At 68.8% G+C, this 24,320-nt stretch carries 23 protein-coding genes and 2 pseudogenes; 12 read left to right on the plus strand and 13 right to left on the minus strand.

The annotated features are described in order from the left end of the window. Positions 1-199 precede the first annotated feature (199 nt). From ACWEKM_RS31675 to ACWEKM_RS31700, 6 genes and pseudogenes are all read left to right on the plus strand, one after another. Entirely contained in the window at positions 200-985 is a 786-nt protein-coding gene (locus ACWEKM_RS31675) for a GntR family transcriptional regulator (RefSeq protein WP_451624702.1), read from the plus strand. 41 nt (positions 986-1,026) lie between these two features. After that, positions 1,027-1,428 carry a Tn3 family transposase gene (locus tag ACWEKM_RS31680; RefSeq protein ID WP_451624703.1) on the plus strand — a complete coding sequence of 134 codons (402 nt, stop codon included), beginning with the start codon at positions 1,027-1,029 and terminating at the stop codon, positions 1,426-1,428. Next, positions 1,343-1,576: a hypothetical protein gene (locus tag ACWEKM_RS31685; protein WP_451624704.1), complete on the plus strand. Its 234-nt coding sequence runs from the start codon at positions 1,343-1,345 to the stop codon at positions 1,574-1,576. Before ACWEKM_RS31680 ends, ACWEKM_RS31685 begins: the two co-directional genes overlap by 86 nt. Beyond that, positions 1,468-1,812 (plus strand): annotated as a pseudogene (locus tag ACWEKM_RS31690) (ISL3 family transposase); the annotation flags it as partial. The gene ACWEKM_RS31685 and the pseudogene ACWEKM_RS31690, both read left to right, overlap by 109 nt. Positions 1,813-1,826: 14 nt before the next feature. After that, a complete protein-coding gene (locus ACWEKM_RS31695; RefSeq protein WP_451624723.1) occupies positions 1,827-2,030 on the plus strand; it encodes a transposase in 204 nt (67 codons plus the stop codon). A 133-nt stretch (positions 2,031-2,163) separates the two neighbouring features. Further along, the gene (locus ACWEKM_RS31700) at positions 2,164-3,057 is read left to right on the plus strand and encodes an alpha/beta fold hydrolase (protein ID WP_451624705.1); all 894 of its coding nucleotides are present in this window, start codon (positions 2,164-2,166) and stop codon (positions 3,055-3,057) included. Here the strand turns inward: ACWEKM_RS31700 and ACWEKM_RS31705 are convergent. From ACWEKM_RS31705 to ACWEKM_RS31735, 7 genes are all read right to left on the minus strand, one after another. Beyond that, the gene (locus tag ACWEKM_RS31705) at positions 3,037-4,653 is read right to left on the minus strand and encodes a 2-isopropylmalate synthase (RefSeq protein WP_451624724.1); all 1,617 of its coding nucleotides are present in this window, start codon (positions 4,651-4,653) and stop codon (positions 3,037-3,039) included. The genes ACWEKM_RS31700 and ACWEKM_RS31705 overlap by 21 nt on opposite strands. 44 nt (positions 4,654-4,697) lie before the next feature. Further along, positions 4,698-6,134 carry a DHA2 family efflux MFS transporter permease subunit gene (locus tag ACWEKM_RS31710; RefSeq protein WP_451624706.1) on the minus strand — a complete coding sequence of 479 codons (1,437 nt, stop codon included), beginning with the start codon at positions 6,132-6,134 and terminating at the stop codon, positions 4,698-4,700. Further along, positions 6,131-7,345: an AMP-binding protein gene (locus ACWEKM_RS31715; RefSeq protein ID WP_451624707.1), complete on the minus strand. Its 1,215-nt coding sequence runs from the start codon at positions 7,343-7,345 to the stop codon at positions 6,131-6,133. The genes ACWEKM_RS31710 and ACWEKM_RS31715 overlap by 4 nt, the downstream gene beginning before the upstream one ends. Further along, entirely contained in the window at positions 7,342-8,382 is a 1,041-nt protein-coding gene (locus ACWEKM_RS31720) for an ATP-grasp domain-containing protein (protein ID WP_451624708.1), read from the minus strand. Before ACWEKM_RS31720 ends, ACWEKM_RS31715 begins: the two co-directional genes overlap by 4 nt. Before the next feature lie 60 nt (positions 8,383-8,442). Continuing rightward, positions 8,443-9,258, minus strand: a complete 816-nt coding sequence (locus tag ACWEKM_RS31725; RefSeq protein WP_451624709.1) for an alpha/beta fold hydrolase — start codon at positions 9,256-9,258, stop codon at positions 8,443-8,445. Further along, complete coding sequence (locus ACWEKM_RS31730; protein ID WP_451624710.1) at positions 9,251-10,747, minus strand: class I adenylate-forming enzyme family protein; 1,497 nt, start codon at positions 10,745-10,747, stop codon at positions 9,251-9,253. The genes ACWEKM_RS31725 and ACWEKM_RS31730 overlap by 8 nt, the downstream gene beginning before the upstream one ends. A 129-nt stretch (positions 10,748-10,876) precedes the next feature. Then, positions 10,877-11,575, minus strand: coding sequence for a class I SAM-dependent methyltransferase (locus ACWEKM_RS31735; protein ID WP_451624711.1), 699 nt, complete (start codon positions 11,573-11,575; stop codon positions 10,877-10,879). Positions 11,576-12,124: 549 nt separating this feature from the next. On the opposite strand from ACWEKM_RS31735, the gene ACWEKM_RS31740 reads away from it, so the two are divergent. Next, positions 12,125-13,072 (plus strand): LysR family transcriptional regulator, encoded by a 948-nt coding sequence (locus tag ACWEKM_RS31740; RefSeq protein WP_451624712.1) that lies wholly within the window; start codon positions 12,125-12,127, stop codon positions 13,070-13,072. A 36-nt stretch (positions 13,073-13,108) separates the two neighbouring features. Further along, positions 13,109-14,525 (plus strand): annotated as a pseudogene (locus ACWEKM_RS31745) (ISL3 family transposase); the annotation flags it as partial. Positions 14,526-14,564: 39 nt separating this feature from the next. Here the strand turns inward: ACWEKM_RS31745 and ACWEKM_RS31750 are convergent. Genes ACWEKM_RS31750 through ACWEKM_RS31770 form a run of 5 tightly spaced genes read right to left on the minus strand, consistent with a single transcriptional unit; the run spans position 14,565 to position 20,443 of the window. Then, positions 14,565-15,692: a mandelate racemase/muconate lactonizing enzyme family protein gene (locus ACWEKM_RS31750; RefSeq protein ID WP_451624713.1), complete on the minus strand. Its 1,128-nt coding sequence runs from the start codon at positions 15,690-15,692 to the stop codon at positions 14,565-14,567. Further along, positions 15,692-16,747 (minus strand): Gfo/Idh/MocA family protein, encoded by a 1,056-nt coding sequence (locus ACWEKM_RS31755; protein ID WP_451624714.1) that lies wholly within the window; start codon positions 16,745-16,747, stop codon positions 15,692-15,694. The genes ACWEKM_RS31750 and ACWEKM_RS31755 overlap by 1 nt, the downstream gene beginning before the upstream one ends. 39 nt (positions 16,748-16,786) lie before the next feature. Continuing rightward, complete coding sequence (locus ACWEKM_RS31760) at positions 16,787-17,806, minus strand: ABC transporter permease (protein ID WP_451624715.1); 1,020 nt, start codon at positions 17,804-17,806, stop codon at positions 16,787-16,789. Positions 17,807-17,835: 29 nt separating this feature from the next. After that, positions 17,836-19,362 carry a sugar ABC transporter ATP-binding protein gene (locus ACWEKM_RS31765; RefSeq protein WP_451624716.1) on the minus strand — a complete coding sequence of 509 codons (1,527 nt, stop codon included), beginning with the start codon at positions 19,360-19,362 and terminating at the stop codon, positions 17,836-17,838. Positions 19,363-19,378: 16 nt separating this feature from the next. Continuing rightward, positions 19,379-20,443 (minus strand): sugar ABC transporter substrate-binding protein, encoded by a 1,065-nt coding sequence (locus ACWEKM_RS31770; protein ID WP_451624717.1) that lies wholly within the window; start codon positions 20,441-20,443, stop codon positions 19,379-19,381. A gap of 254 nt (positions 20,444-20,697) precedes the next feature. On the opposite strand from ACWEKM_RS31770, the gene ACWEKM_RS31775 reads away from it, so the two are divergent. The 3 genes from ACWEKM_RS31775 to ACWEKM_RS31785 are packed head-to-tail and all read left to right on the plus strand — an operon-like array spanning position 20,698 to position 22,941. Beyond that, positions 20,698-21,885, plus strand: coding sequence for a mandelate racemase/muconate lactonizing enzyme family protein (locus ACWEKM_RS31775; RefSeq protein WP_451624718.1), 1,188 nt, complete (start codon positions 20,698-20,700; stop codon positions 21,883-21,885). Beyond that, a complete protein-coding gene (locus ACWEKM_RS31780; RefSeq protein WP_451624719.1) occupies positions 21,882-22,625 on the plus strand; it encodes an SDR family NAD(P)-dependent oxidoreductase in 744 nt (247 codons plus the stop codon). The genes ACWEKM_RS31775 and ACWEKM_RS31780 overlap by 4 nt, the downstream gene beginning before the upstream one ends. 1 nt (position 22,626) lies before the next feature. Continuing rightward, entirely contained in the window at positions 22,627-22,941 is a 315-nt protein-coding gene (locus tag ACWEKM_RS31785; protein WP_451624720.1) for a muconolactone Delta-isomerase, read from the plus strand. On the opposite strand, the gene ACWEKM_RS31790 is transcribed toward ACWEKM_RS31785, so the two are convergent. After that, positions 22,916-23,230 carry an L-rhamnose mutarotase gene (locus tag ACWEKM_RS31790; protein ID WP_451624721.1) on the minus strand — a complete coding sequence of 105 codons (315 nt, stop codon included), beginning with the start codon at positions 23,228-23,230 and terminating at the stop codon, positions 22,916-22,918. The genes ACWEKM_RS31785 and ACWEKM_RS31790 overlap by 26 nt on opposite strands. Before the next feature lie 134 nt (positions 23,231-23,364). Between ACWEKM_RS31790 and ACWEKM_RS31795 the strand changes: the two genes are divergently transcribed. Further along, positions 23,365-24,231, plus strand: a complete 867-nt coding sequence (locus ACWEKM_RS31795; RefSeq protein WP_451624722.1) for a sugar phosphate isomerase/epimerase family protein — start codon at positions 23,365-23,367, stop codon at positions 24,229-24,231. Positions 24,232-24,320: the final 89 nt, after the last annotated feature.

A 24,320-nucleotide genomic window follows, 5' to 3' on the forward strand; every position in this document is an offset into this window, starting at 1 on the left:
ATGGCTCCCTTGTCAGTGTCCTGGATCGCAACAGCGGCCGTGCCTCAATCGCAGACATCTCCGGCATAGCGGTCCGCGGCCTGGTCGCAGGGCAGTTCTAGGTGGGAAACCGGACATCTGTCAATGGTTTCAGATGTCAGACATCTGATAGGTGTTGACTGACTTGTATATGACCTGCTCGCGTGATAGGAAGGGGCCCGTGCCTAAGACGACCGTTGATCGGTTCTTGCAGAAGGAACTCGTGGTCCCTGCCGGGCAGCCGCTTCGGGTGGCTGTGTACGGCCGGATCGCCGAGGGGATTCGCTCTTCGGTGTTCCCCTTGGGTTCCCCGCTGCCGCGCGACAGCGAGCTGGCACAGGAGCTCGGTGTGAGCCGTGCGGTCGTGCGTGAGGCTCTGATCCTCATGGAGGAGGATCGGCTCATCGTGACCAAACGCGGGGTGGGACGCTTCGTGGCCACTTCCTTCCCGCGGGTCGGGTTGGAAGGTTTCCGTCCGTTCGAAAAAGTGCTGACGGATGGGAACCTGCCTGTGACGGTCCGCCCCGTCGCGTGGCACCTCGAGCGGGCCACGGACTTCGCTTTGGAGCGGCTTGCGCTTGACAAGGCAGCCAACATGTGGTGGCGGGAGAGCGTGATCGAACTCGACGACGAACCGGTAGCCCTGGTCCAGGAGCAGATGCGAGCAGGCCGTTATCTCAGCGACGTGAGTCCCGAACTCGATGCGAACCTGGAAGCGGCGGCCAGCGGGCCCGCAACCCTCCTTGCCGGGCTGATCCAGCGGTGCGGGCAGGTCTTCAGCTCGGGTGCATGTGAGATTTCAGCTGCGGTTGCCGGTGAGACGCGAGCCAAACTCCTTGGGCTGAAGGCGATGGACCCCGTCCTCATCTTCGTCCAACTGGCCGAGTTCGAAGGGACTCCCGTCTACCTCGCCAAGTGCATCATCACCAGCAGGATCGGACACTTGTCGCTCGTCCAGTCCGGATAGACCAAGGCCGCTTCGAACGGGCACCTCACACCCTGCGGCGTGTGGGAAGCGGTCTAGAGCTCATCGACTCCCTGCTCCAGAACTCCCCAACAGCCCGGCCGGAGCAGGTCCACGCCGATACGCAAGGCCAGTCCTTCCCTGTCATCGGGCTCACCCATCTCCTGGGGATCGATCTCCTGGTCGGGCGCGCTGTGCGCACGGCGGTGCTCTTGCGCTGTCTGTCCGATCCCGCGCTGCGGGAGCAGATCCAGCGGGCGACGAACAAGGCCGAGGCGTACAACGGGTTCACCAAGGGGCTCCACTTTCGGCAACGCCGACTGGCTGACCAGCCGCGACCCGCAACTGCAGGACAAAGCAGTGAAGTTCCTCGACCTCGTCGCCGCGAGCGTGATCCTCTCGACCACCATCGACATGACCCGGACCCTGCGGCAGATGGCCCGTGAGGGCTGGACCGTCCGTGCCAGTGATCCGGCGGTACTGATCGGGCGGGGGCATGTTTGCCGGCGATACTCGCGGTGGGCCTGTCGCGTCACACGGCCCTGCGCACACTGCTGCGCATCCCGTTGCCCGCCGGGCGGGTACCCCGCGTGATCGGCGTCGACGATTTCGCTCTGCGCCGACGGCACCCGCTATGCCACCGTGGTGATCGACGCCGAGACGCATGAACGGATCGACGTACTGCCCGACCGCGCCGCCGACACCCTGGAGGCGTGGTGCGTGAGCATCCGGGCGTCGAGGTCGTATGCCGTGACGGCTCGGCGACCTACGCCGAGGCCATCCGTCGCGCCCTGCCCGACGCAGTGCAGGTCGCTGACCGCTGGCAGGTGTCGATCTGCCCCATCTGCACGCCTTCACCCGGCGCCTGGACCGAGACCGTGACGCCGAGACCGCCGCGCTCACGCTTCCGTACAGCAACGGCCCCACCGAAGGTGTCAACACCAAGACCAAGCGGATCGCACGCCAGATGCACGGAGGAGCAGGCTTCACCCTCCTCCGCCACCGCATCCTCCGCGGATGCGGAACGCTCCGTCACCACCGAATGTGAGACAGGGCCGAATGTGAGACAGACCCCGTTGGCTGAACAGACCCTGTTGACAGACCCTGTTGGGCTGACCCCGTAAACGGGGTAGTTCACAGCTGAGTGCGCAGAGCGCAACGGCACGGCATGGAGGTAGGTGGTGGTCATCGGCACGGCTCGGCAGAACCGGGTGCTCCAGAAGGACATTGCGTACGAGGAGGCGGGTAGCGGTGAGGCCGTCGTGTTGGTGCACGCGGGGTGTGCGGACCGGCGCATGTGGGACGCGCAGTTCACGGCCCTGTCGGCGCGGTACCGGGTGATCCGCCACGACTGGCGGGGCCGGGGCGGCTCCGCGGACGCGGTCGGGGAGTTCAGCCACCACCTCGATCTGCTGGCCCTGCTGGACGAGTGGGGCGTGCAGCGGGCCGCGGTCGTCGGGGCGTCCGACGGCGGCCGGATCGCGTTGGACGCCGTGCTGACGGCGCCCGACCGGTTCCGTGCGCTGGTGCTCATCGCTTCGGGCCTCTCAGGACACCGGTGGCCGAGGACGATGGTGGAGCGGGGCCGACGGCGTCTGCTCGACACGGTCCCGGCGGAGCGGCTGCGGCGCTATGAGGAGGGGGCCGCCGAGTGGATCGATCCCGCTGACCTGGACTGCGTCGCGGCGGCGGACGTGGAGTTCCTGGTGGCGGGAGAGGGGCGGGACCGTACGGCGCTGTGCCCAGAGGTGTGGCGGCGCGCCGTGGAGATGGACCGGCTGGCCCGGCAGCGGATCTGGAGCGGGCCGCGCGTCACGGAGCTGACGGCGCGGCCCGCGGCTCGGGAACGGCTCGCCGAGGTGACGGCCCCGACCCTGGTGATCAGCGGACGGTGTGACGTGCCGGAGATCCTGGCAGTGTCCGCGCTGCTCGCGCGGGAGATCCCGGGGGCCCGGCACATCGAGCTGCCCGACACCGGTCATCTGCCGCCGCTGGAACGGCCGGCGGAGGTCACAGCCGCCCTTGAGGAGTTCCTCGCGTCGGTGGGATTCGGGTCAGCGGATCACGGTGCCTGACTCCTGCCCCGTCTGCGGGGATGCAGCTGCTGTCGCGCGGCGGGCCCGGGCGGCGGCGCTGGACCGGGCCCGCTCCAGTGCCTGCGCCGTGTCAGCCGCGCACCCCACGCCCCACACCGTCCGAGCCGCAGCCGGCCCCGAGCACTCGGCGTAGACGACGACTTGGGGGGTGCCGTCCGACGCGGGCCGGGGGTGCTCCACGTGGGAGAGGATCCGGATGTCGGCCCGGGGCCGGTCCTCCGCCGCGTCCGCCGCGCCCGCCGCGTCCAGGTATTCGGTCCAGAACAGCGCTCCCAATTGCTCCGCGCTGATCTCGCCGCCGTCCTCGTCCATGTGTTCCTGTACGGTGCGGGCGAACTCGATCTGGAGGCGGCGGGGCAGGTCGAAGCCGTGCTCGTGCAGCATCAGATAGGCGACGCCGCCTTTGCCGGACTGGCTGTTGAGCCGGATGACGGCCTCGTACGAGCGGCCGACGTCAGCCGGGTCGATCGGCAGATACGGAACCTCCCAGCGGGCGTGCTCCAACGGCACGCCGTCGCGTGCGGCCCGCTGCTTCAGCGCCGCGAAGCCCTTCTTGATCGCATCCTGGTGGGAGCCGGAGAAAGAGGTGTGGACGAGGTCGCCGGCGTAGGGGTGGCGGGGGTGGACGGGCAGCCCGGTGCACTCCTCGACGGTGCGGCGGACCGCGTCGATGTCGGAGAAGTCGATGCCGGGGTCGATGCCCTGGGCGTGCAGGTTGAGACCGAGGGTAACCAGACAGACATTGCCGGTGCGCTCGCCGTTGCCGAACAGACAGCCCTCGATGCGGTCGGCACCGGCGAGGACGGCCAGTTCGGCTGCGGCCACAGCGGTGCCGCGATCGTTGTGCGGGTGGACGGACAGGGCGACGTGGGCTCGGCGGGACAACCCGCGGTTCATGCGCTCCACCTGGTCGGCGTAGACGTTGGGTGTGCTGCGCTCGACGGTCGCGGGCAGGTTGAGGACGATCTCGCGGTCGGGGCCCGGCTGCCAGACATCCATGACCGCCTCGCAGACCTCCAGCGCGAAGTCGTCCTCGGTCTCGTTGAACAGCTCGGGCGAGTACTCGAAGCCGAGAACGCAGTCCGTGAGGTGCTGTTCCGCGTATTTCAGGACGTGTTCGGTGCCGCGCACGGCGAGGCTCGTGCACTCTTCACGGGTGACGCCGAACACCACCTGGCGGAAGAGCGGAGACGTGGCGTTGTAGAGGTGGACGGTGGCGGCGGGGGCGCCGGCCAGGCAGCGCACGGTCTGTTCGATCAGCTCGTCGCGGGCCTGGGTGAGGACGCAGATGCGGACGTCGTCGGGGATGCGATCCTCGGTGATCAGCCGTCGTACGAACGCGTGCTCGGCGCGGCTCGCGGCGGGGAAACCGACCTCGATCTCGCGGTAGCCCATGGCGATCAGCGTCTCGAACAGCCGCAGCTTGCGATCAGGACTCATCGGTTCGATCAGCGCCTGGTTGCCGTCCCGCAGGTCCGTGGCGAGCCAGCGGGGCGCCGCGGTGAGGGTTCTGCCGGGCCAGGTGCGGTCGGGCAGGTCCACGGGCCGCGGCCGTGCGTAGCGGTGGGCCGGCATGACTCCGGGGCGCCGGCCCGCGGTCCCGTTGTCCTGGGGTGGTTTCACGACTGGGTGCTCCTTGCGGATGTCGCGGTCTCGGTGGCGGGAGGCGCTGCTGGTCGTGCGGGGGCGGCCGACTCGCGTCGGACCGTCGCGCAGGCGACGGCGCCGAGCACGATGACCCCGATAGGCAGCGCCATCGACGTACGCATCACGGAGACGCCGTCTTCCCCTCCCCCGGTCCGGGTCTGCACCAGCGCGCCGACCGCGGAGCTGCCGACCACCGAGCCCAGCTGCCGTACGGTGTTGAGGACGCCGGAGGCCGCGCCGGCAACCGTCGGTTCGACACCCCGCATCGCCACGGCCGCCATGGGGGCGATCAGGCAGCCGTTGCCCATGCCGACCACGACCATCGGGGCGACGAACGCGGCCCACGCCGTGTGCGGGCCCATCACCAGCGCGTTCCACAGCATGCCGACACCAGTCAGCAGCATGCCGGTGAGCAGTACGTACTTGCCGTCGACCTTGTCGGTGAGCCGCCCTGCGAAAGGTGCGAGAGCCATGGACACCACGGAGGCGGGGGCGAGCGCGAGACCTGCCTTGAGCGCGCTGAAGTGCAGCACGTTCTGGAAGTAGAGGGAGAGCAGCAGCATCAGGCCCAGCACGCCGATCGAGATCGTGGCGGAGACGACATTCATGGCTGTGTAGTTCCGGTCGCGGAACAGCGCGAACGGCACCAGTGGCTCGCGACCCTGGCGGCGCCGCTGCTGTGCGATGAAGGCCACGAAGAGGATGACGGCGGCGCCGAGCAGGGCCCGGACGACGCCGTTCCAGTGGTAGCGCTGACCCTCCGTCAGGGCGAAGGTCAGGCAGAACACGGCGGCCGCCGACACCAGGACACCGGTGAGGTCGAGCCGGTGTGTGCTGCCCTGGCGGATGTCGGGGACGACAAGGAAGAGAACGGCCAGCACGAGCACGCCGACGGGGACGTTGACGAAGAAGATCCAGCGCCAGCCGGGGCCGCTGACCAGCAGGCCGCCCAGCGCCGGGCCGGCCACGGCGGCGACACCCGCCACCGCGCCCCACACACCGAGCGCCGCACCGCGCCGCTCGGCCGGGAAGGCGCCCACGATCAGGGTCATGGTCTGCGGGATGAGCAGTGCCGCGCCCAGGCCCTGCACCACGCGAGCGGCGATGAGCTGACCGGGACTGTCCACCAGGGCACAGGCCAGGCTCGCGAGCGTGAACAGCGCCACGCCGACAGCGAAGAGCTGGCGCGGGCCGCGCAGATCACCCAGTCGGCCCGCCGTGATCAGCAGCGCGGCGAGCACCAGGATGTAGCCGTTCATCGACCACAGCACCTCGTCGAAGGAGGCGTGCAGGCTGTGGATCATGCTGGGGATGGCGATGTTGACGATCGTCAGGTCCAGCAGCGTCATGAAGAAGCCGAGGGACAGGACGACCAGGATCGCCCAGGGGTTACCGCGTACGGTGCTCATGCAGGGTTCCCGCTGCTGCTGTCCGCGTCGGCGCTGTCCGTGCCGTCGTGCTGCTCGTCGCTCTCCTGCCACAGCATCGCCGGGACCTTGTTGGTCCGCTCGATGCGGGCCAGCCGGTCCACCCGGCGGGCCCGCAGCGCGCCGGGGTACTGCCGGGCCACCGCGGCCAGATGGTAGAACTCGCCGGTCAGCCGGTCGCTGACGGCGTCAGGGTCGGCGGTGCCGGTGAAGTCCAGGGTCAGCGCGCCAGCCGCACGCGCCGAGTCGGTGGCACGGGTGAGCCGTAACTGCGCCTCCAGCACGCCTGGTTCTCGGCGTACGACGTCGATCAGCTCGCTCACCTTGAACAGCGCGCTGCGCAGCGTGAGCGCGTCGTCGGCCCGGCCGAGCACCGTCAGCCCGTCGGGGCGCCCGCAGCGGCAGTCGGCCGGGGCCACCCGGTCGCCGAGGCGGTAGCGCACGACGGGGATGGTCCAGCCGTCGCCGACCCGGCTCAGCAGGGCGCCGTCCTCGTCCGGTTCCATCAGCTGGTCGGGCAGCAGATGCAGGACCGTCTCGTCGCAGCCGGGCTGGTTCGCGGCCATGACCCAGGTCTCCACCGAGCCGTAGTTGCCCCATAGTCCAGCCTCGGGGAATGCCTCGCGGACCAGGTCGCGCTTGTTGCCGGTCCAGGGCTCGGCCATCCAGATGATGGTGCGCACGGGAAGACTCTCCCCGGCGTCCAGGACGCCGCGCGCGAAGTCGGCGAGCCCGGTGGGGGTGCCTGCCAGGGCGTTGACACCGACCTCGCCGAACATGGCCAGCCAGCGGCCGACCTCGTCGGGCTCGTAGGGGCCGGAGGGTACGACTGTGCAGCGGCACTTCTCGGCGAGGGTCTGCATGTAGTAGTGGGAGCCCCACATCCGGCCCGCGTTGAAGAGGTTGAGCAGCGTGTCGCCCGGTTGCAGGGGCCGCCAGAAGGCCAGCAGCCGTTCCAGGGCCATGCCGTGCGGCACATGGGTCAGCTTGGGGGTGCCCGTGGTGCCGCCGCTGGACATCAGGACACTGCCGACGTTCCGGGCGGCCAGGCGGGTCTGGGCGTAGATCTCGGCGGGCCCGCTGACGGTGAGGTCGGTCACCTCCCGAGCGGTGTCCGGTACGGGTGGGCTGCCGGCGTCGGCCAGCTTCCCGGCGTGCGCCAGCAGGTCGTCGGTCGGTATGTGCCCGATCATCGTGCGCTCTTCTCCCCCTGGTCCGGACGGTCGCTGGTGTGTGGGCTGCCCCGCAGGAACTCCCGGTGCGCGGCGCGGTAGGCGTCGAAGCGTGCCGCGATGATCTGCCGCTGCTCGCGCGCCGCCTGCGGCGAGCCGGGGAAGCCGACGGCGCCGTCGGGCTCCACCTCCGACAGCCAGAACCGTTGCCCGTCGTGCAGGAAGTCGACGGCGATGTACGGCATGGGCATGCGGGAGGCGACGTAGTCGACGGTGTCGGCGAGTTCGGGCGGCAGCGGCACGTGCTCCATCCCACCGCCCGAGGCGAGGTTGGCGGTCAGGGAGGCGCCCTGCGGGATGCGGCGCAGCACCGTGTGGGGCTTGCCGTCGATGACGTAGACCCGGAAGTCGTTGATGCCCTCGCCGAGATACGGCTGGCAGACCAGAGCGGTCTCCGCGCCGGCGGCCAGCCCGACCACGCCCTTGAGTTCCTCGGCGCTGTGCACCAGACACACGCCCTGGCCCATGCCCCAGTAGGCGGGTTTGACGATGAGCGGATAGCTCAGGCCGTCCAGGGCCGCCTCATAGGTCAGGGCCGGCGAGTCCCGGCCGACCCCGATCCGTACGGTCGGCACCTGGGGCAGCGGGCTGTCCGCGAGATGCAGCATGGTGGCGGTCTTGTCATTGGCGAGGAACGACAGCCGGGGCGGGATGGGCAGGAAGAAGCCCGCCGCTTCGAGGATGGTGTAGAGGTAGAGCTGGTTGCAGACGTCCGTGGTGTGGTGCGCCAGGGACCACAGCGAGGTCACGAACACCGTGTCCCGCGGGGTGACTTCGGTACCGCCCAGGAAGACGCGGGGCGCGCCCGTGCCCGTGGCGTCCACGGACACCTCTTCCGGCTTGTGCAGGGACATCGCCCAGCCGTGTTCCCGGGCCACCTCCTCGTAGATGCCCCAGACGTACGTCCACTCCTTGGTGCGCATCCGCTCGGTGCCGCGGTCCGGGTAGATCCAGCACAGCCGGCGGCCTGCGGCCCGCTCAGCGGGTGCAGTGGTCATCGATGCTCCGCTTCCATGAGTTCCGGTTCCGTTCGGTTCGCTTCCGTCCGTTCGCTCTCGTCATCGGGCCGTCCATGCGCGGACCGCGCGGTGGAAACGCTCGGGCTCCTCCAGGAACGGGAGGTGTCCGCTGCGTTCGAAGAGCTCCAGGCGGGCCCCGGGGACGACGGTGGCCAGCCAGGTCCCGACGGCGCTCGGGTAGACCTGGCTCAGGGCGCCGTGCAGGAACAGCACTGGCACCCCGAGCGACGGCAGACGCCCGCGCCAGTCCTGGCGCAGCACGTCCTGCCACAACTGCCGCTTGGCCCCGATGTGGCAGTCTGTCGCGGCAGAGGTCAGCTCGTCGACCAACTCCTCGGCAGGAGTGGCCCCTTGGGCGAAGAAGCTGCGGACAAGGCCCGCGGTGGTGGCGCGGTCCGACGCGCTGAGCAGCCGGTCGACCTCCGCCGCTCCGGCAGCATCCAGCCCGCCGAAGGCCGCGTGCTGCCAGCCGTTCTCGGAGAGCAGGTAGGGGGTCTGCTCGACGGAGATCAGGCCGGTGACCCGGTCGGTGCCGTACCGGTCCAGGTAGCGGTAGGCGACGGTGGCACCGAGGGACCAGCCGAGCAGCGTCAGCCCCCGTACGTCCAGTTTCTCGGCCAGGGCCTGCAGATCCGCCGCGCAGCGGTCCACGGTGACCGGCTCGGCGCCCTTGGGCGTGGCGCCGTGGCCGCGCAGGTCCACGGTGATGACACGGTGGTCGTGGGCCAGTTCGGTGACGCTGCGGGCGAAGAAGGCCGAGGGCGCCCCGAGGCCGTGCACGAGGAGGAGCGGCGGACCGTCGCCGGTGTCCTCGAAGTGGACCGACTGGCCGTCGTCCAGCGACAGTTCAGGCATGCGACTCCTCCGTGCCGCTGCCGTCGGCGGCGTTCTCGCCGGAGGCGGCCTCGGCCTCCCACCGCTTGCGCAGCAGTGGTTTGTCCGGCTTGCCGACCGGCGTGTGCGGGATGTCGTCGGCCAGCCGTACGGTGCCCGCCAGACCGTGGGCGCGCAGCACGGCCTCGACGGACTTGCGGACCTCGTGCCCGGACCGGGCGGGATCGGGACGCACCGCGAGCAGGACCTCGTTGTCGTATGCGCCAGGGTGCGCGGGCAGCGCCACCGACTCCAGGACCGGGCACTGCGCGGCGATCTCCTCGTCGAGGACCGGCGCGGGCAGGGGGCCGTCGGCGGCCGCCAGGATCTCGGTGACCCGGCCCAGGATGCGCAGTGATCCGTCCGTCTGCCGCTGCGCCACGTCGCCCGTCCAGAACTCGTCGCCGCGGAAGGTACGGGCGTTCGCCTCGTCGCTGCCGACGTAGCCCTCGCTCGTGCAGTCCGACAACAGCACCAGCTCGCCCAGGTCGGGCCGGTCCGGCGACAGGGGTTCGAGCCGGGTGTCCACTCCTTCGACGGGAAACATCCCCAGGCCCGCCTGGAGCACGTCGGCCATGTTGCCGAGAGCCAGGCCGAACTCGGTCGAGCCGTAGATCTGCCGGATGTGGATGCCCAGCACCTCGGCGGCGTCGCTCATCTGGGCCGCGCTGAGATAGGCGCCGCCGCACAACGGTCGGCGCAGCCGCGACAGATCGGGTGCCGGGCCGTCGGCCGCCGCCCGCGCATACTCCTCGTAGTGGCGCGGCAGCGCGCTCATCGCGGTCGCGCCGTGCTCCTCGATCTGCCGCAGCAGAACGTCGGGCCCCGCCTGCGGGTCCGCGAGCACCAACTCGGCGCCGGACAGCAGGGCGGCGAAGACGTGCAGGTCGGTTGCGTGTGCCACGTCGAGGGTGTGGCGGCAGAAGAACACGTCGGCGGCGGTGATCTGAGTGTCCGCCAGCCAGCGCCGGCGCTCGCGCAGGAACCGGTCCTGCCGCCACACCATCTGCTTGGGAAAGCCCGTCGATCCGGACGTCCACAGGGCGCGGAAGATCCCGCTGTGCTGCTCACCGGGCGCCCGCGGAGCGGGCGCGGCACAGGTGAGGTCATCGAGCGCGGCCACGGGCGGGGAGCTGGCGGGGAACGCCCGGTCGTGGTCGGCGACGATCAGGCGGGGTTCGGTCAGGCGCAGCGCCGTCGCGGTGTCGGCCGCGTCGAAGTTGCTCATCAGCGGCACGTACCGGGCGCCTGTCCGGGCGACGGCCAGGATGAGGGCCAGGTAGCCGATGCTGTTGTGCAAGGAGCACGCCACGACAGCACCGGCGCCGATCCCGTGACCGCGCAGACCGGCAGCTGTGCGGTCGACCAGCGCGACCAGTTCCGGGTAGCTGACGGATGTGCCGTCGGTGGCGGTGACGGCCCGGGCGTCGGGCCGGCGTACCGCGATGTCATGCAGGGCCTGGTAGAGCACGCTTCACCTCGATGCGTATGTCGACCGCCGGCTCGGGCGGGTGGTGCCGGTGCGGAACCGGACGGGGCGCATGCGTTTTTCGCCTCGTGCGGGGTGTCCTGCTTCGTGTGGTGGCCCTTGCGTGCGGTGTCACGCCTCGTTCCAGCCCGCGTACGTGGCGAAACGCCAATCCTTGGCGAGGCAGTCGACGGCGCTGAAGCCTGCCTCGCGCAGCCACCCGAGCTGGGCGTCGACGTCGACGGGGATGTCGTGCTTCATGCGCTCCCGGCCGGCGGCCCATTCCTCGGCCGGAGTTCCGGAGGCGTGCACATGGGCCTCATGCTGCTCGTCGTACATCTTCTCGAGCACGTCCGTCGGCGCCAGGACCTGCTCGACATTGACGAAAATCCCGCCGGGCCGAAGAATCATCCGTATACGGACGAACAAATCCCGCTTTTGCTCATGCGTCAGATGGTGGATGGAGAGCGCGGACACTACGGCGTCGAATGGGCCGGCGGGCAGCTCGTCGAGGTGGTCGGCGACGCGCACCGACACCTGGTCGTCCGCGGCGAAGCGCTGTCGCGCCTGGGCGAGCATCAGCTCCGAGCGGTCCTGGAGTACCAGGTCGGCCTTGGGGAGACGGTCACGCAGCGCGGCGCTGAGCAGTCCGGTGCCCGCACCCAGATCCAGGACGCGCGGCGCTGCCCCCGCCGACATGGCCACTGCGCTGACGGCGCTGTCATAGAGGAGGTCGAAGGAGGGGATGAGCTGTCGACGCAGGGCGTCATAGGTTTCCGGATTCCACAGCTCGGTGCCGGAGGAATGAGCGGCTGCTGTCGTTTGCGACATGATGGCGATTTCCCTCTGGAGATGTTCGGTGTTCTGTCTGTTGACGAGACGACGGTGGGCAGAACAGCGTGATATCGCGAGTATCAGTAAAAAAGGTGCGCAGCTCCAGCGGCTCCGGAGAGGAGTCATTATTGGGCGCGCATTGAATCGATCCCGCCCACTGCCATGAGACTAACTTCGATCACAGAGACGGGCAAACTTCAATTTATTATCGCCCTGATCAGTAAGTGTTTTCACGCCTGGCGTGGAAGCCTTCACTCCTGTATCCGGGCGGCCGAACGCGGGTCGATAGGACGGGACCTCGCCGTCGCCCGACCGAGCCTGCACCGTCTCCCTGGTGGTGGCTTTTCGGTCAGTCTCGTATAACTCCGTACGGAGCGTCACGACGCAATCAGGTCCTTGGTGCCGCCAGCGCCTGTAGTCTGCATTGGTCGAAAAGCGGTCGACTGCCGACAGGCAAATAAAGATTCGGCAAAAGAATTTCCCCTATGCGCGGGAATCGAGGTGGACCGCCATGGAAGCCGTGTGGTCGGGGATGTGATCGCCCCCGTGAGGGCGAAGGACCGGTTGGACAAGAAGGGGGAACCGGTGCATCGCAACCTGGACGTGGGTCAGCTCCGCACGCTCGTCACCATCATGCGTACGGGCGGCTTCCGGCGGGCGGCGCAGGCCCTGTCCCTCACCCAGCCCGCCGTCAGCCAGCACATACGGCGCCTCGAGTCGCTCTTGGGTGGCCCCGTGTTCGCCAGCACCGGTCGCCGCCTGGAACTCACATCCAGGGGACGGGAGTTGTACCACTACGCCTGCCGCCTCATCGCCCTCAACGACGAGGCCACTGACCGGATCACCGCCCAGCACCCGATCGGCGTCGGCATCGGCGTCTCCTCGTTCCTCGAAGAAGCCCTGCCGGAATTCCTCGCCGTCATGATGAACCTGATGCCGTGGGCTCGACCGATCGTCCACACCGGCCTGAGCGAACCGCTGGCGGCACGCGTGACGGCCGGCGAACTCGACATCGCCCTGGTCCTGCGCCACCCTCACGAACTCGGATCCCGGTCGGTCGGCTCGGTGTCTCTCGCCTGGTACGGCAGTCCCCCGTCACCCGCGTCCGGTTCCGTACCGATCGCGCTTTGTGGTGAGCCGTGCAGCGTGCGCCGGCAGGTCCTTGCCGTCCTCGCCGCCCAGGACCAGCCCTGGCACCTCGCCTATGAGGGCCCCGATGTCCCCGGTCTTCGGGCCGCGGTCGCCGCCGGGCTGGGCCTGACCTGTCTGCCCGCCCACAGTCCGGATACCAGGACCCTGCCTCGGCTGCTCCCCGAGGCGCTGCCACCACTGCCCACCCCAGGCCCGCTGCCGGTGTCCCTCACCCTCGCACCGACCGCCGGCGCACCGCTGGCGGAGGCGGCCTTCTTCGCCGCCCGGCACGTGCTGCGCCCTTACCTCAGCACCGAACCCGCGCCCGCGCCAGTCTGCCCACCGTTGTTGGCGACACCGTGAGACGTCTGGTGCGCCCCGGCAACCGTACTCCCGGCGGAGGTTACGGACGGCGGGGACGCGGTGGTGGTCACGGCCCGTACCCGGGGTGTCGCGGTGCCGTGTCCGGTGTGCGGGATGCCGACGATGAAGGTGTACGGGTATCACGGCCGGACGGCGGCGGACGTGCCGGTCGTCGTCCGGCAGGTCGTCGTCCGGCTGCAGGTGCGGCGGCTGGTCTGTCCGGCGCTGGGCTGTGCGCGGCAGACCTTCCGTGAGCAGGTTCCCGGGCTGCTGGAGCGTCATCGGCGCAGGCCGGTGCGGCTGGCCAGGCGCATAGCCGCGGTGGCACGGGAGTTATGCGGCCGGGCGGCCGCCCGGCTGGCCGACCTGCCGGCCATGCCGGTCTCCCGCAGTACCGTGCTGAGGTGGCTGTGGCGTCTGCCGGTGCCCGGGGCGCCGGTCCCGCGGGTGATCGGCGTGGACGATTTCACGCTGCGGCGCCGTCACCGCTACGCCACGATCATTACCGATGCCGTCACCGGCCGGCGCATCGAGGTCCTGCCCGGCCGGGACGCCGATCCCCTGGAAGCCCGGCTGCGCAAGCATCCCGGCATCGAGGTCGTATGCCGGGACGGCTCGGCCACCCATGCCGAGGCCATCCGCCGCGCCCTGCCCGACGCGGTACAGGTCAGCGACCGCCGACACCTGTGGCGCAACCTGTGCGACAAGGTCCACCCCGAGGTTCGCGCCCACGCCGGCTGCCGGGCTGCCGTCCTCAACCCGCCACTGCCCGGCGGCATCCGCGAACGGACCACCCGTGAACGCTGGAACAAGGGCCCACACCCTGCTCGGCCAGGGCGCCGGCCTGCTGGACTGCTCCCGCCGCCTCGGCCTCGCGTTGAACACCGTCAAACGCTACGCCCGCATGCCCGAGCCCACCGGTCTGCGCATCGCGTCGGCGCACCGGCCCACTCTTGTCGACCCCTACCGCGAACACCTGCGCCGTCGCCGGACCGAGGAGCCGGGCGTCCCCGTCCTCCACCTCTTCCACGAGATCACGGAACTCGGCTGCACCGGCAGCCTCAACAGCCTGCACACATACCTCAACCAGCGCCGCGCCGACGGCGACCGGCCCGTCGCCACCCCACGCCGCGCCGCGCGGCTCCTCCTCACCGATCCGGAGAACCTGCGGCCGAAGGAGGCCACCCTGCCGGAGAAGATCACCGCGGCCTGCCCGGAGATGACTGAACTCGCCGACCTCGTACGCGGCTTCGCCGCCCTGCTCACACCGGCCCAGGGCAACGATCTGAAGCTCACCGAGTGGATCACCGTCACCCGCGCCGCGGCCCTGCCTCACCTGCACAGTTTCGCCAACGGCCTCGAACTGGACCGCTCAGCCGCCGACGCCGGCCTCACCCTGCCCTACCACAACGGTCGCACCGAAGGCGTCAACACCAGAACGAAACGGGTGTTGTCGGCGGCAGCGCCTCCGGCGACCGCGTCATGGAGGAGCTCAGTAGTTGATCCGGTATCTGTCGAGCACTCTCTCGTGTATGTCGATGCCGAGGCCGGGCCGTGCAGGCGGGTTGAACCGGCCCTTTGTCGGTGTGACAGGTTCCGTCACGAGTTCGTGCTGCATCGGATTCTCGAGCGGCTTGATCTCGAACTGGCGACAGTGCGGGGAGGCGAACGACAGGGCGAGGCTCGCGGCCGAGACGACGGCACTGGACCAGGCGTGAGCGTTGATCTCGGAGCCGGCCGCGCTGCAATGGGCGGCGGCGGCCATCCAACCGCTGATGCCCTCGCAGCGTCCCGGGTCGACGCCGACCACGTCCACGGTTCCGGTCCCGAGGATGCGCTGCACGCCCCGCGGCGTCCATTCACGTTCGCCATACGCGATCTTTGTCTTGGTGTGCGCACAGAGTGCGGCGTATCCCTCGGGATCGTCCGCGCCGAGAGGCTCTTCGATCCAGTCGATGCCGAACTCCTCGAAGGCACGGGTGCGTTGGATGGCCGTGTCCACGTCCCAGCGGATGGTCGCTCCGATGTCGATCATGATGGCCGGTTCTGGGCCGAGCTCGCGTCTCAGGGCTGCCACGAAGGCCCGATCGCGTTCCGCGTCGACTCCCAGGTGGGCATCGCCGCGCTTCCCGAAGCCGACTTTGATTCCCGTCGCGTCCTGTTCTGCGACCCAGTTCGCCATGGTGGCTGCCATGGTATCGAGGTCGTTCTGTGTGGCGTGGCAGCTGATGAGTGCGGGGACGTGCTCGTGCACCGGGCCTCCGAGGAGGTCGAGAACGCTTCTGCCCGCCTCTTTGCCCGCCAGGTCCCACAACGCGATGTCCAGGGCTGAGACAGCGAAGGACGCCAGACCTCCGTTGCCGTACCACCAGGTGTGGCGCTGCATCGCCTGGTGGATCCGTGCGCGCTCGCTCGGTTCCCGGCCCACGACGAGGTCGGCGAGTGCTTCCACGAGGATTGCCGTCGCTCGTGTTGCTTCGCGCCACATGGTCACGGCTTCGCCCCAGCCGACCTGCCCGTCTTCCCCCACGATCCGGACGAACAGGAGGTGGCGTACGGCGTCGGCATCGTTGGGTTCGGGGTAGGCGACGGGAATCGTCTCCACCTTTGTGATCTTCATCAGGACCTTTCGAAGAGACCGCTTGTCGCGCTGCGGTAGGCGAGTTCCAGTGCTTCGACGGTGCGTGCGCCGAGTTCGCCGGGTGCCGGGTTGTCGTCGCGGTGTCCCAGTGCGAGGTCGAGGAGGCTGTTGACCGGGCGTGCCCCGTCGTAGGCTCCTTCGCCGGGGGTGACCGCAAGTTCTATCTGGCCGGTGGCCGGGCTGAACAAGGAGGCGCGCTCGCGGAAGACGTCAACGGCCAACTGGCCCTGGGTGCATACGGCTTCGACGGTGAGGTGATGTTTGTTGCCGTCGGCTCCCAGGTAGGCGGAGGCTCCTCCCACGCTGCAGATGCCGCCGCCGGTGAGGGACAGTGTGATGGCGTCGTGCAGTTCCACCGTGGCTCCGGGCCGTGCCCAGGTGAGGGCGAACGCGCCGTTCGCGCGGGCTCCGGTGAGTCCGAAGGCCAGGGCGAGGGCGTGGGAGAGCTGGGCTTGTCCGTAACCGCCTCCCGATACCGCCGGATCGGTCCATGTCGCTTGCTCGGGGGCGGTGTCCGGGCTGGCGTCCGGGTAGCTTCCTGCGTCGGTGAGCAGTTCGCGGGTCTGCGAGGACATGGTGACGGAGAGGTGCTCGACGCTGCCGATGTCGTGGGCTGTCAGGAGCGCTCGGAGGCGCTTGATCATCGGGGAGTGGTTCCAGCCGAAGGACAGGACGAGGTGGCGGTCATGGCGTCGGGCTGTGTCGACCACGTCCCATGCCTGTTTGCTGGTGATCGTGTAGGGCTTCTCGCACAGGACGTGGGCGCCGGCTTGGATTGCCGCAGAGGCGTGTTCATGATGCAGGGCTGTCGGGCTGGCCACGACAACAACATCCACGCCGGCATCGAGCACGTCCCGGTAGTCCTCGCTGGCCATGGCGAAGCCGAATCGCTCCTTGACCCGGGCCAGCGCCTCGTGGCCTTGTCGGGATACTCCGACGAACTCGACGTCCTGGCGGCGTGCGTCCAGTGCCGGAAGATGTGCTGCCATCGCCCATGATCCGGCGCCGATGACGCCCAGGCGTAGCTTGCCCATGGTGATGACTCCTTTCTGCGGTGTAGTGCCGGGATGGTTCTACGCTTTCGCGAGACGGAGTCGGAGCTGGTCGAAACCGACGGCGAGGATGAGCAGGCTGCCACTGGCCACTTGCTGGTAGAAACTGTTCACGTTCATCAGGGTCAGGCCGTTGTTGACGACTCCGATGATCAGGAGGCCCACCAGGGTGCCCTGGATGGTGCCCCTGCCGCCGCCGAGGCTGGCCCCGCCGAGGACGATCGCGGTCACCACGGTCAGTTCGAGGCCGGTGGCACTGTTGGGTGATGCCGCGGAGAGCTGGGATGTCAGGACGAGTCCGGACAGGGCGACGCTCAGCCCGCTGGCGACGAACGCCCAGACGATCGTCCTGTTGCCTCGCACACCGACCAGTCGGGCCGCCACAGGGTTGGATCCCGAGGCGTACAAGGACCGTCCGAAGACTGTGTAGCGCATCAGCAGGGCCGCGATGACGGCCAGGGCCACCAGAAGCAGGACCGGCAGCGGGATGTTCAGTACGGGCCGAGCCGTGCCGAGTCCGGAGAAGTTCGCCAGCGCGATGGTCCCTCCGTCCGCGTTGACATGGGTCAGGCCGCGCAGTACCGCCATCATGCCGAGGGTCGCGATGAGCGCGTTGACCCGGAAGACCGTGACGAGCACACCGTTGACCAGGCCGATCAGGATTCCGATGCCTGCGGCGGCGAGAACAGCCACGAGAATGATCTGTTCCTGGGCGATGCTCGCCATCATCACGCCGCAGAAGGCGGCGCCGCTGCCCACCGAGAGGTCGACCTGACCGGCGATCAGCAGCATCGTGCCGGGTATCGCGATGATGCCTGTCACGGCGATGGCGGTGAGCAGGTTGAGGATGTTGCCCTGGGTCAAGAACTGCGGCGACTGCAGCGAGAAGAACAGGACCAGGGCGACGAGCATCGTCAGCAGGGCCGCGAGTTCGGGCATGGTCCGGCGCCGTCGACGCTGCTGCCCCGGTTGCTGGTCGGGACCGTGCGCGGGGCCTTCGGCGCTCTTTGGGGATGTCTTGCTCTGTGTCACGTTGCCCATGGGGACTTCTCCTGACGTGGTGTGCGTCCTCAACCGCCGGCGGCGTCTGTCAGGGACTCCGTGGTGATCTGACGTCCACTGAGCTCACAGGTGACGCGCCCGCGAACCATGACCACCGCCCGGTCGGCGAGTTGGACGACCTCTTCGTAGTCGCTGGTGGCGACGACAATCGCCGCTCCCTCGGCGGCCATGCGACGCAGCGCGGCGTAGATGTCGGCCCGGGCGCCGACGTCCACGCCACGGGTGGGTTCGACAAGCGCGAGCAGGGACGAGCCGCGCTCGAACCATCGCGCGAGCAGAACCTTCTGCTGATTGCCTCCGGAGAGGCTGGCCAGTGCCTGACCGGCACCACCGGGAGCGCGGATGTTGAGTTCCTCGCTCCACCGTGTGAACGCGCTCTGTTCACGTGCGGCGTTGACGACACCGATGCGACTCAACCGCGGCCACGACGGTGCGACGAGGTTCTCCCCGATGGAGCGGGTGAGCAGTGCTCCCTCCCGCTGACGATCGGCGGCCAGGTAGCCGACGCCCTGGGCGACGGCCTGACGCGGGCTGCCTGCAGGCGGACGCCCGAGTACCCGAACGCTTCCCGCGCTGAGTTCACGGCGTCCGAAGACGGCGTCCGCGACATCGGCGGTTCCGCTGCCGACCTTGCCGTACAGGCAGACGACCTCCCCCGCCCGCACGACCAGGTCCAGAGCGTCGAACGACGGCGGGGACGTGGCTCCTTCGAAGACAAGGGTCGGCTCGCCGAGAGTGGCGTTGCTGGACGCGGGGCGGGAGACCGTCCCGACGTCACGCCCCACCATGGCCGTGACGAGCTCTGCCCGGGCTAAGTCGTCGGTGGTTCCCGCAACCGCCACTGTGCCGTCCCGCAGGACCACGACGTCGTCGGCGATCTCGGCGACCTCGTCGAGACGGTGGGTGATGTAGACGAGTGCGACACCGCGTGCCCGCAGGCGGCGGACGTATCCGAACAGCCGCTCGCACTCCGGGGCGGACAGCGCGGCGGTCGGCTCGTCGAGCACTAGACAGCGGGCATCGTCGGACAGTGCGCGGGCGATCTCCACGATCTGCCGCTCGCCGACACGCAATGCCCCGACCTTCGCGTCGAGATCGAGGTCAACTCCCATGGTGGCGAGGATGTTTCGTGCACGCTGGCGCAGTCTCCGCCAGTTGACCACTCCTCGGGTCGAGGGCCAGTGCCCCAGGCTGATGTTCTCGGCGACGGTCAGATCGGGAGCGTCCGACGGCTCCTGGAAGATCATGCGGATGCCCCGGCGGCGGGCGGACACGGGGGCGAGCGCGGAGACTGTGTCGCTGGCGCCGTCCGCGGTGTGGAACTCCAGCGTGCCCGCGTCCGGTGCATGGGCCCCGGCGATCGTCCTGACCAGGGTGGACTTTCCCGCACCGTTCTCGCCGAGCAGCGCGAGGACACGGCCACCGACGATGTCGACGTCGACTCCGTGCAGCACTTCTGTGCCGCCGAACGACTTACGAATGCCGCGCGCCCGCATGGCGAAAGCCGAGGCTGCCGGGGCTTGGTGAACAGGCATCGATGCACACTCCCGATCAGCAGGACGGGCGGTAGATGTCGCTGATGTTCGCCTGGTTGATGATCACGTGCGGGATCAGCAGCTTGTCCGGGATGGACTCGCCCTCGACCGCCTTGATGAGATAGGGAACGCCGATCTCTCCGTAGCGCTCGGGAAAGTAGGCGGTGTCCCCGACCCACTGCGGGTTGCCCTTGATCGCACACCAGGCGGAGGGGTCCGCACCCTGCCCCGAGACATACAAGTCGCCCGTACGGCCTGCCGTCTTGGCGGCGGCGAGGGCGCCTTCGACAGCGTCGTCATTGATGGCGGCCACGACGATACGCCGGGCCCCGGGCAGCGTGGTCAGCACGTCGTTGAACGTGGTGCGCGCCTGGTCGATCCGGAAGGCGTTCTCGGTCCTGAGGTTCTTGACCGGTCCGCACACCGACTCGAAACCCTTGCGGTATCCGCCCATGCGAGCCTCGTTGACGTCTCCGGCGTCTCGTTGCTCCAGCGAGACGTAGGCGTCGTACTTGCAGTCGAACATCTTCTTCACGTAAGTGCCGAGCGCCTTGCCGGCGAGCTCTCCCGCGAACACGTTGTTCGCTCCCATGAAGGAGGTCTGGCAGGAGCCCTGCTGGATGTCGATGGCGATCACGGGAACGGACGGCCCGGCCTTGCAGATCGCGTTGCCCGATTTCGAGTCCGCCTGGAAGTTGAGATAGCCGTCCACTCCTTGTTCCTTGAAGTTCTTGGCACAGGCCAGAGCGGTGGCGCCGTCGCCCTTGGAGTCACACAGGATCAGCTCAGCTCCTGCGATCTTGGCCTGCTCACGGACGCTGTTGCTGACCAGCTGGGAGAAGGGCGTGGATTCGTCGAGTGCGATGAGGCCCAGCTTGAGGCCCTTGCCGCTCCCCGGTTCGGCCTTCTGGAAGTCGACCGCCCCGGCCTCTCCCTTCGGGACCTGCAGATCGACGTTGGCCGGGCTCCCGGGAGGTTCCTGGCTTTGCCCACCTCCGGGTCTTCCTGTCGTACAGGCGCCGAGTGCCAGCATGGCGACCGCGCTGGTCAGCGCCGCTGTGTGAAGTGTTCGGGGCTTCATGAGAACGACCTCTCTGCCGGCCTGGGCCATACATGGGTCTCGCCGCACTCCAGGCTGGAATGCATTCCAGGAGAACTGTCCGTCCCATCTCAGCCAAACGTCAACCCTCGGAACGCAGATCTCGATTGAAGACAGTCGAAAGATCTCATTGACCTACATGTTTACCTGTTACGCGGTTCACCTCCCCCGGGAGGTTGACCATTCATATCGGCAAGTGCAACGCTGGTAACGATTCCAGGAGAGAGGTGCCCACAATGGTGACCAATGCGCTCGACTCCACGGAGGTGTCATCGCCGTCCACGGCGAACACCCACCCGACGTCATCGTCCGGCATGCACATTCGCGCAATCGAAGCAGTGCCCGTCCGGGCCCCCCTGGCCCGCGAGTTCCGCGGTAGCTACTACCGGATGACCCACCGCGCCACCCTGGTCGTCCGGGTCCTCACCGACGCGGGAATCACGGGCGAGGCCTACGTCGGAGACGAGGACGCGGGGGCACGCGAGATCCAGGCCGCTCTGCTCAACGAGATAGCCCCCCGGGTGACAGGAATCGACGTCCTCGCCACCGAGAAGGCATGGGCAGCCGCGTATCCCGCCACCTTCGACATCCTGCGGGACCGCAGGACGGGCCTCGTGGCCCTCGCGGCGCTGGACACCGCGGTCTGGGACGCCTACGGCAAGGTCGTCGGCCAGCCTCTGTGGCGGCTGTGGGGCGGTACCCGCGACAGGATCCCCATGACAGCCATCGGCGGCTACTACGGCGAGCCGCTGGGGCCGATCGAGGAGGAAATCGCCTACTACAGCGAGACGTTGGGCCTAGCGGGCATGAAGTTCAAGGTGGGGGGCGCGAGTCCCGCCGAGGACGCGGAACGAGTGCTGCGGGCGCGTGCCGCAGCCGGCCCCGACTTCACGATCTGCATCGACGCCAATCAGGGCTACACCGTCCCCCAGGCAGTCGAACTGGCCCGTCGCCTGGACGGCGCGAACATTCAGTGGTTCGAGGAACCCGTGCGGTGGCACAACGACCGACGGGCGTTGCGGGACGTACGGTTCATGGGCGGCATCCCCGTATGCGCAGGGCAGAGCGAGCTGTCCGCCAGCGGCTGCCGCGACCTCATGGAAACGGGGTCTATCGACGTGTGCAACTTCGACGCCTCCTGGTCCGGCGGACCGACCGCCTGGCGGCGCACCGCAGCGATCGCGAGCAGCTATGACGTCCAGATGGGGCACCACGAAGAACCGCAGGTGAGTACGCACCTTCTGGCCAGCATTCCGCACGGAACGCAAGCCGAGTGCTTCCATCCCGACCGCGACCCCTTCTGGTGGACCCTGGTCACCAACAAGGCGCCGCTGGAGCAGGGCCAGTTCATCCTCCCCGACCGCCCGGGGCTCGGCTGGGAGCTGGACTGGGACTACATCTCGCATCATCGGCTCGACGCATGAACTCCTTGCTGGACGACGGGCTCAAGGACGCCCGGGTACTGGTCACCGGCGCGGCAGGCGGCATCGGCGCAGCCGTCGCCGAGGCATTCCTCGCGGCCGGCGCCGCCGTGGTCGTCTCCGATGTCACCACCGTGTCCGAAGACCTCGGCGCGCGGGCCTCGGTGACGGCCGATCTTCGCGACACCTCGGAGAGCGTCCGCCTGGTGACAGCGGCGGCCGAAACGCTCGGCGGGCTCGATGTGGTGGCGCATCTGGCAGGAGTGCTCCGCCGACGCGACATCGCACAGGTCACAGAGGCCGACTGGGACGTGCAGCACGACGTCAACCTCAAGGCATCGTTCTTCCTGCTGCGCGAGGCCGCCGACCTGATGGCCCGCCAAGGGACGGGAGGCCGGCTCATCGCGGCCGCGTCCCAGGGCTGGTGGAGCGGCGGCTACGGCGGATCGGCCGTCTACGCGGCGAGCAAGGGTGGTCTCGTCTCCTTGTGCCGTGGGCTCGCCCGCACCTACGGCCCCTCCGGTATCACCGTCAACACGGTCGCACCCGGGGCCATCGACACCACCATGCTCACCGACGATCTCGCAGTCGACGCCCTGGACACGATCCTCTCGGCCACCCCCCTCGGGCGGCTCGGGACGGCCCAGGAAGTCGCTTCCGCCGTGCTCTTCCTCGCCTCGGCACGCGCGTCCTTCATCACCGCGGCGACGTTGAACGTCAGCGGCGGCTGGCTGGCCTACTGACATGGAGTTTCTTGTCACTCTGCGGCAGGACTGGCCCGAACTGCGGCGCCATCCCCGGCTGTCGGAGCTGATCGCCGAGGAACGCCGCATCGGACGCCTGCTGATCGAGGAGGGTGTCATCGCCCGGATATGGCGCATTCCCGGACAGCGCGCCAACGTCGGGATCTGGCGGGCGAGGGACGCGACCGCTCTGGTCGCGCACCTCGACCGGCTGCCGCTGCGGCCCTGGCTGGAGGCGGACGTCGTCGCGCTCGCCACGCACGAACTGGAGGAGGACGCAGAAGGGTGGTTCATTCCAGATGCCACACCTCAGTAGCCTCGGCTCGGGTCACACCTCCCTCCGCATCGCAGACAAGAACATCCCTGAACCACCGCGACCACCGGGCGTCCACCTCGGTGCTCGCCACCTTGCCGAATGCCGTGGCCGCATCGGGATGGCACTCCGCATACGCGATCACCGTGGTGTCCAGCCGGAAGAGGGTGTAGTTGCGCACCCCTGCGGAGTGGAGTTCGGCCACGAGCTCCGGCCAGATCTCGTCGTGCCGTCGCCGGTACTCCGCTTCACGGCCGGGAATCAGCTCCATCCGAAAGCACACGCGCTGCATCTGAACAACTCCTGGGGCTGTGGACTTGTCTCGACGGGGAGACCTCGGGCACTGTACTGGAAAGGATTCCAGCCTGGAATGGATTCCAGGCCGTCGATCCGCTGCAAGGCCGCTGACGATCCCGGAGAAGACTGATGCGTCTGTCATGCGCCGACTACACCTGGCCCCTGCTGCCGCACGCCGCCGCGCTGGACCTGATCCGCGCCATCGGCTGTGACGCCGTGGACCTGGGCTTCATGTCCCTGCGTTCCCACGTACGCCCCGAACAGGAGCACGGCGCGATCGCCTACGCCGCCGGCGCCGCCCGTGAGCGCGTCACATCGCGCGGACTCGCGGTCGCCGACGTGTTCGCGATCCCGCACACCGACTTCGAGACCATGGCCGTGAACAACCCGGACCCGGCGCAGCAGGACCGGTCGTTCGAATTCTTCCTCGATGCCGTGGAATTCGCCCAGCACGTCGGTGCGCCCGGGATCACCACGCTGCCCGGCGTCCCCTTCGGCGACGAGACCTTCGGCGAGGCCCTGACGCGCTCCGCCGAAGGTCTCAGCCGCCGCGTCGAGCTGGCCGCCTCGCGCGGTCTGGAGCTGTCCGTGGAGCCGCACACGGGCTCCCTCATCGACACGCCGGAAAAGACCCTCCGCCTGCTGGAGAGCGTCCCAGGACTACGCATCACCCTCGACCCGGCCCACTACGTGTACGCGGGTGTCCCGCAGACGGAGATCGAACCGTTGCTGACGCACGCTCGACATCTTCAGTGCCGTCCCGGACGCCCGGGACGGCTGCAGGTCGCGGTCAGCGAGGACGCGATCGCCTGGACGCCGATCGTGTCCGCCCTGCACCGACAGGGATTCGCGGGCTACTTGGCCCTGGAGTATGTGTGGCAGGAATGGATGGACTGCAACCGCGTCGACACGGTCGCAGAGTCCGTGCTCTTGCGCGACGTCCTGCTGAGCGCGGTCCGCTCCTACCGCGCCCGCGCCGAGGGGGTGCCAGCATGAGTTTCCTGAGTCAACCTCTATGCCGCCAAGGGCACCTCGGCGGATGTGTTGGTCTTCCCGTTGGCTTCGTGAATGGCGGGGTCGTAGCA

This window comes from Streptomyces sp. NPDC004752 (assembly GCF_053601275.1).

What these genes read in the sequence shown, in the direction of transcription:
- ACWEKM_RS31725 (WP_451624709.1), bottom strand. Translation starts at nt 9,258, where the DNA reads ATGCCTGAACTGTCGCTGGACGACGGCCAGTCGGTCCACTTCGAGGAC.
- ACWEKM_RS31735 (WP_451624711.1), bottom strand. Translation starts at nt 11,575, where the DNA reads ATGTCGCAAACGACAGCAGCCGCTCATTCCTCCGGCACCGAGCTGTGG.
- ACWEKM_RS31785 (WP_451624720.1), top strand. Translation starts at nt 22,627, where the DNA reads ATGGAGTTTCTTGTCACTCTGCGGCAGGACTGGCCCGAACTGCGGCGC.
- ACWEKM_RS31755 (WP_451624714.1), bottom strand. Translation starts at nt 16,747, where the DNA reads ATGGGCAAGCTACGCCTGGGCGTCATCGGCGCCGGATCATGGGCGATG.
- ACWEKM_RS31715 (WP_451624707.1), bottom strand. Translation starts at nt 7,345, where the DNA reads ATGATCGGGCACATACCGACCGACGACCTGCTGGCGCACGCCGGGAAG.
- ACWEKM_RS31780 (WP_451624719.1), top strand. Translation starts at nt 21,882, where the DNA reads ATGAACTCCTTGCTGGACGACGGGCTCAAGGACGCCCGGGTACTGGTC.
- ACWEKM_RS31775 (WP_451624718.1), top strand. Translation starts at nt 20,698, where the DNA reads ATGGTGACCAATGCGCTCGACTCCACGGAGGTGTCATCGCCGTCCACG.
- ACWEKM_RS31720 (WP_451624708.1), bottom strand. Translation starts at nt 8,382, where the DNA reads ATGACCACTGCACCCGCTGAGCGGGCCGCAGGCCGCCGGCTGTGCTGG.
- ACWEKM_RS31760 (WP_451624715.1), bottom strand. Translation starts at nt 17,806, where the DNA reads ATGGGCAACGTGACACAGAGCAAGACATCCCCAAAGAGCGCCGAAGGC.
- ACWEKM_RS31710 (WP_451624706.1), bottom strand. Translation starts at nt 6,134, where the DNA reads ATGAGCACCGTACGCGGTAACCCCTGGGCGATCCTGGTCGTCCTGTCC.
- ACWEKM_RS31790 (WP_451624721.1), bottom strand. Translation starts at nt 23,230, where the DNA reads ATGCAGCGCGTGTGCTTTCGGATGGAGCTGATTCCCGGCCGTGAAGCG.
- ACWEKM_RS31705 (WP_451624724.1), bottom strand. Translation starts at nt 4,653, where the DNA reads ATGCCGGCCCACCGCTACGCACGGCCGCGGCCCGTGGACCTGCCCGAC.
- ACWEKM_RS31750 (WP_451624713.1), bottom strand. Translation starts at nt 15,692, where the DNA reads ATGAAGATCACAAAGGTGGAGACGATTCCCGTCGCCTACCCCGAACCC.
- ACWEKM_RS31765 (WP_451624716.1), bottom strand. Translation starts at nt 19,362, where the DNA reads ATGCCTGTTCACCAAGCCCCGGCAGCCTCGGCTTTCGCCATGCGGGCG.
- ACWEKM_RS31795 (WP_451624722.1), top strand. Translation starts at nt 23,365, where the DNA reads ATGCGTCTGTCATGCGCCGACTACACCTGGCCCCTGCTGCCGCACGCC.
- ACWEKM_RS31770 (WP_451624717.1), bottom strand. Translation starts at nt 20,443, where the DNA reads ATGAAGCCCCGAACACTTCACACAGCGGCGCTGACCAGCGCGGTCGCC.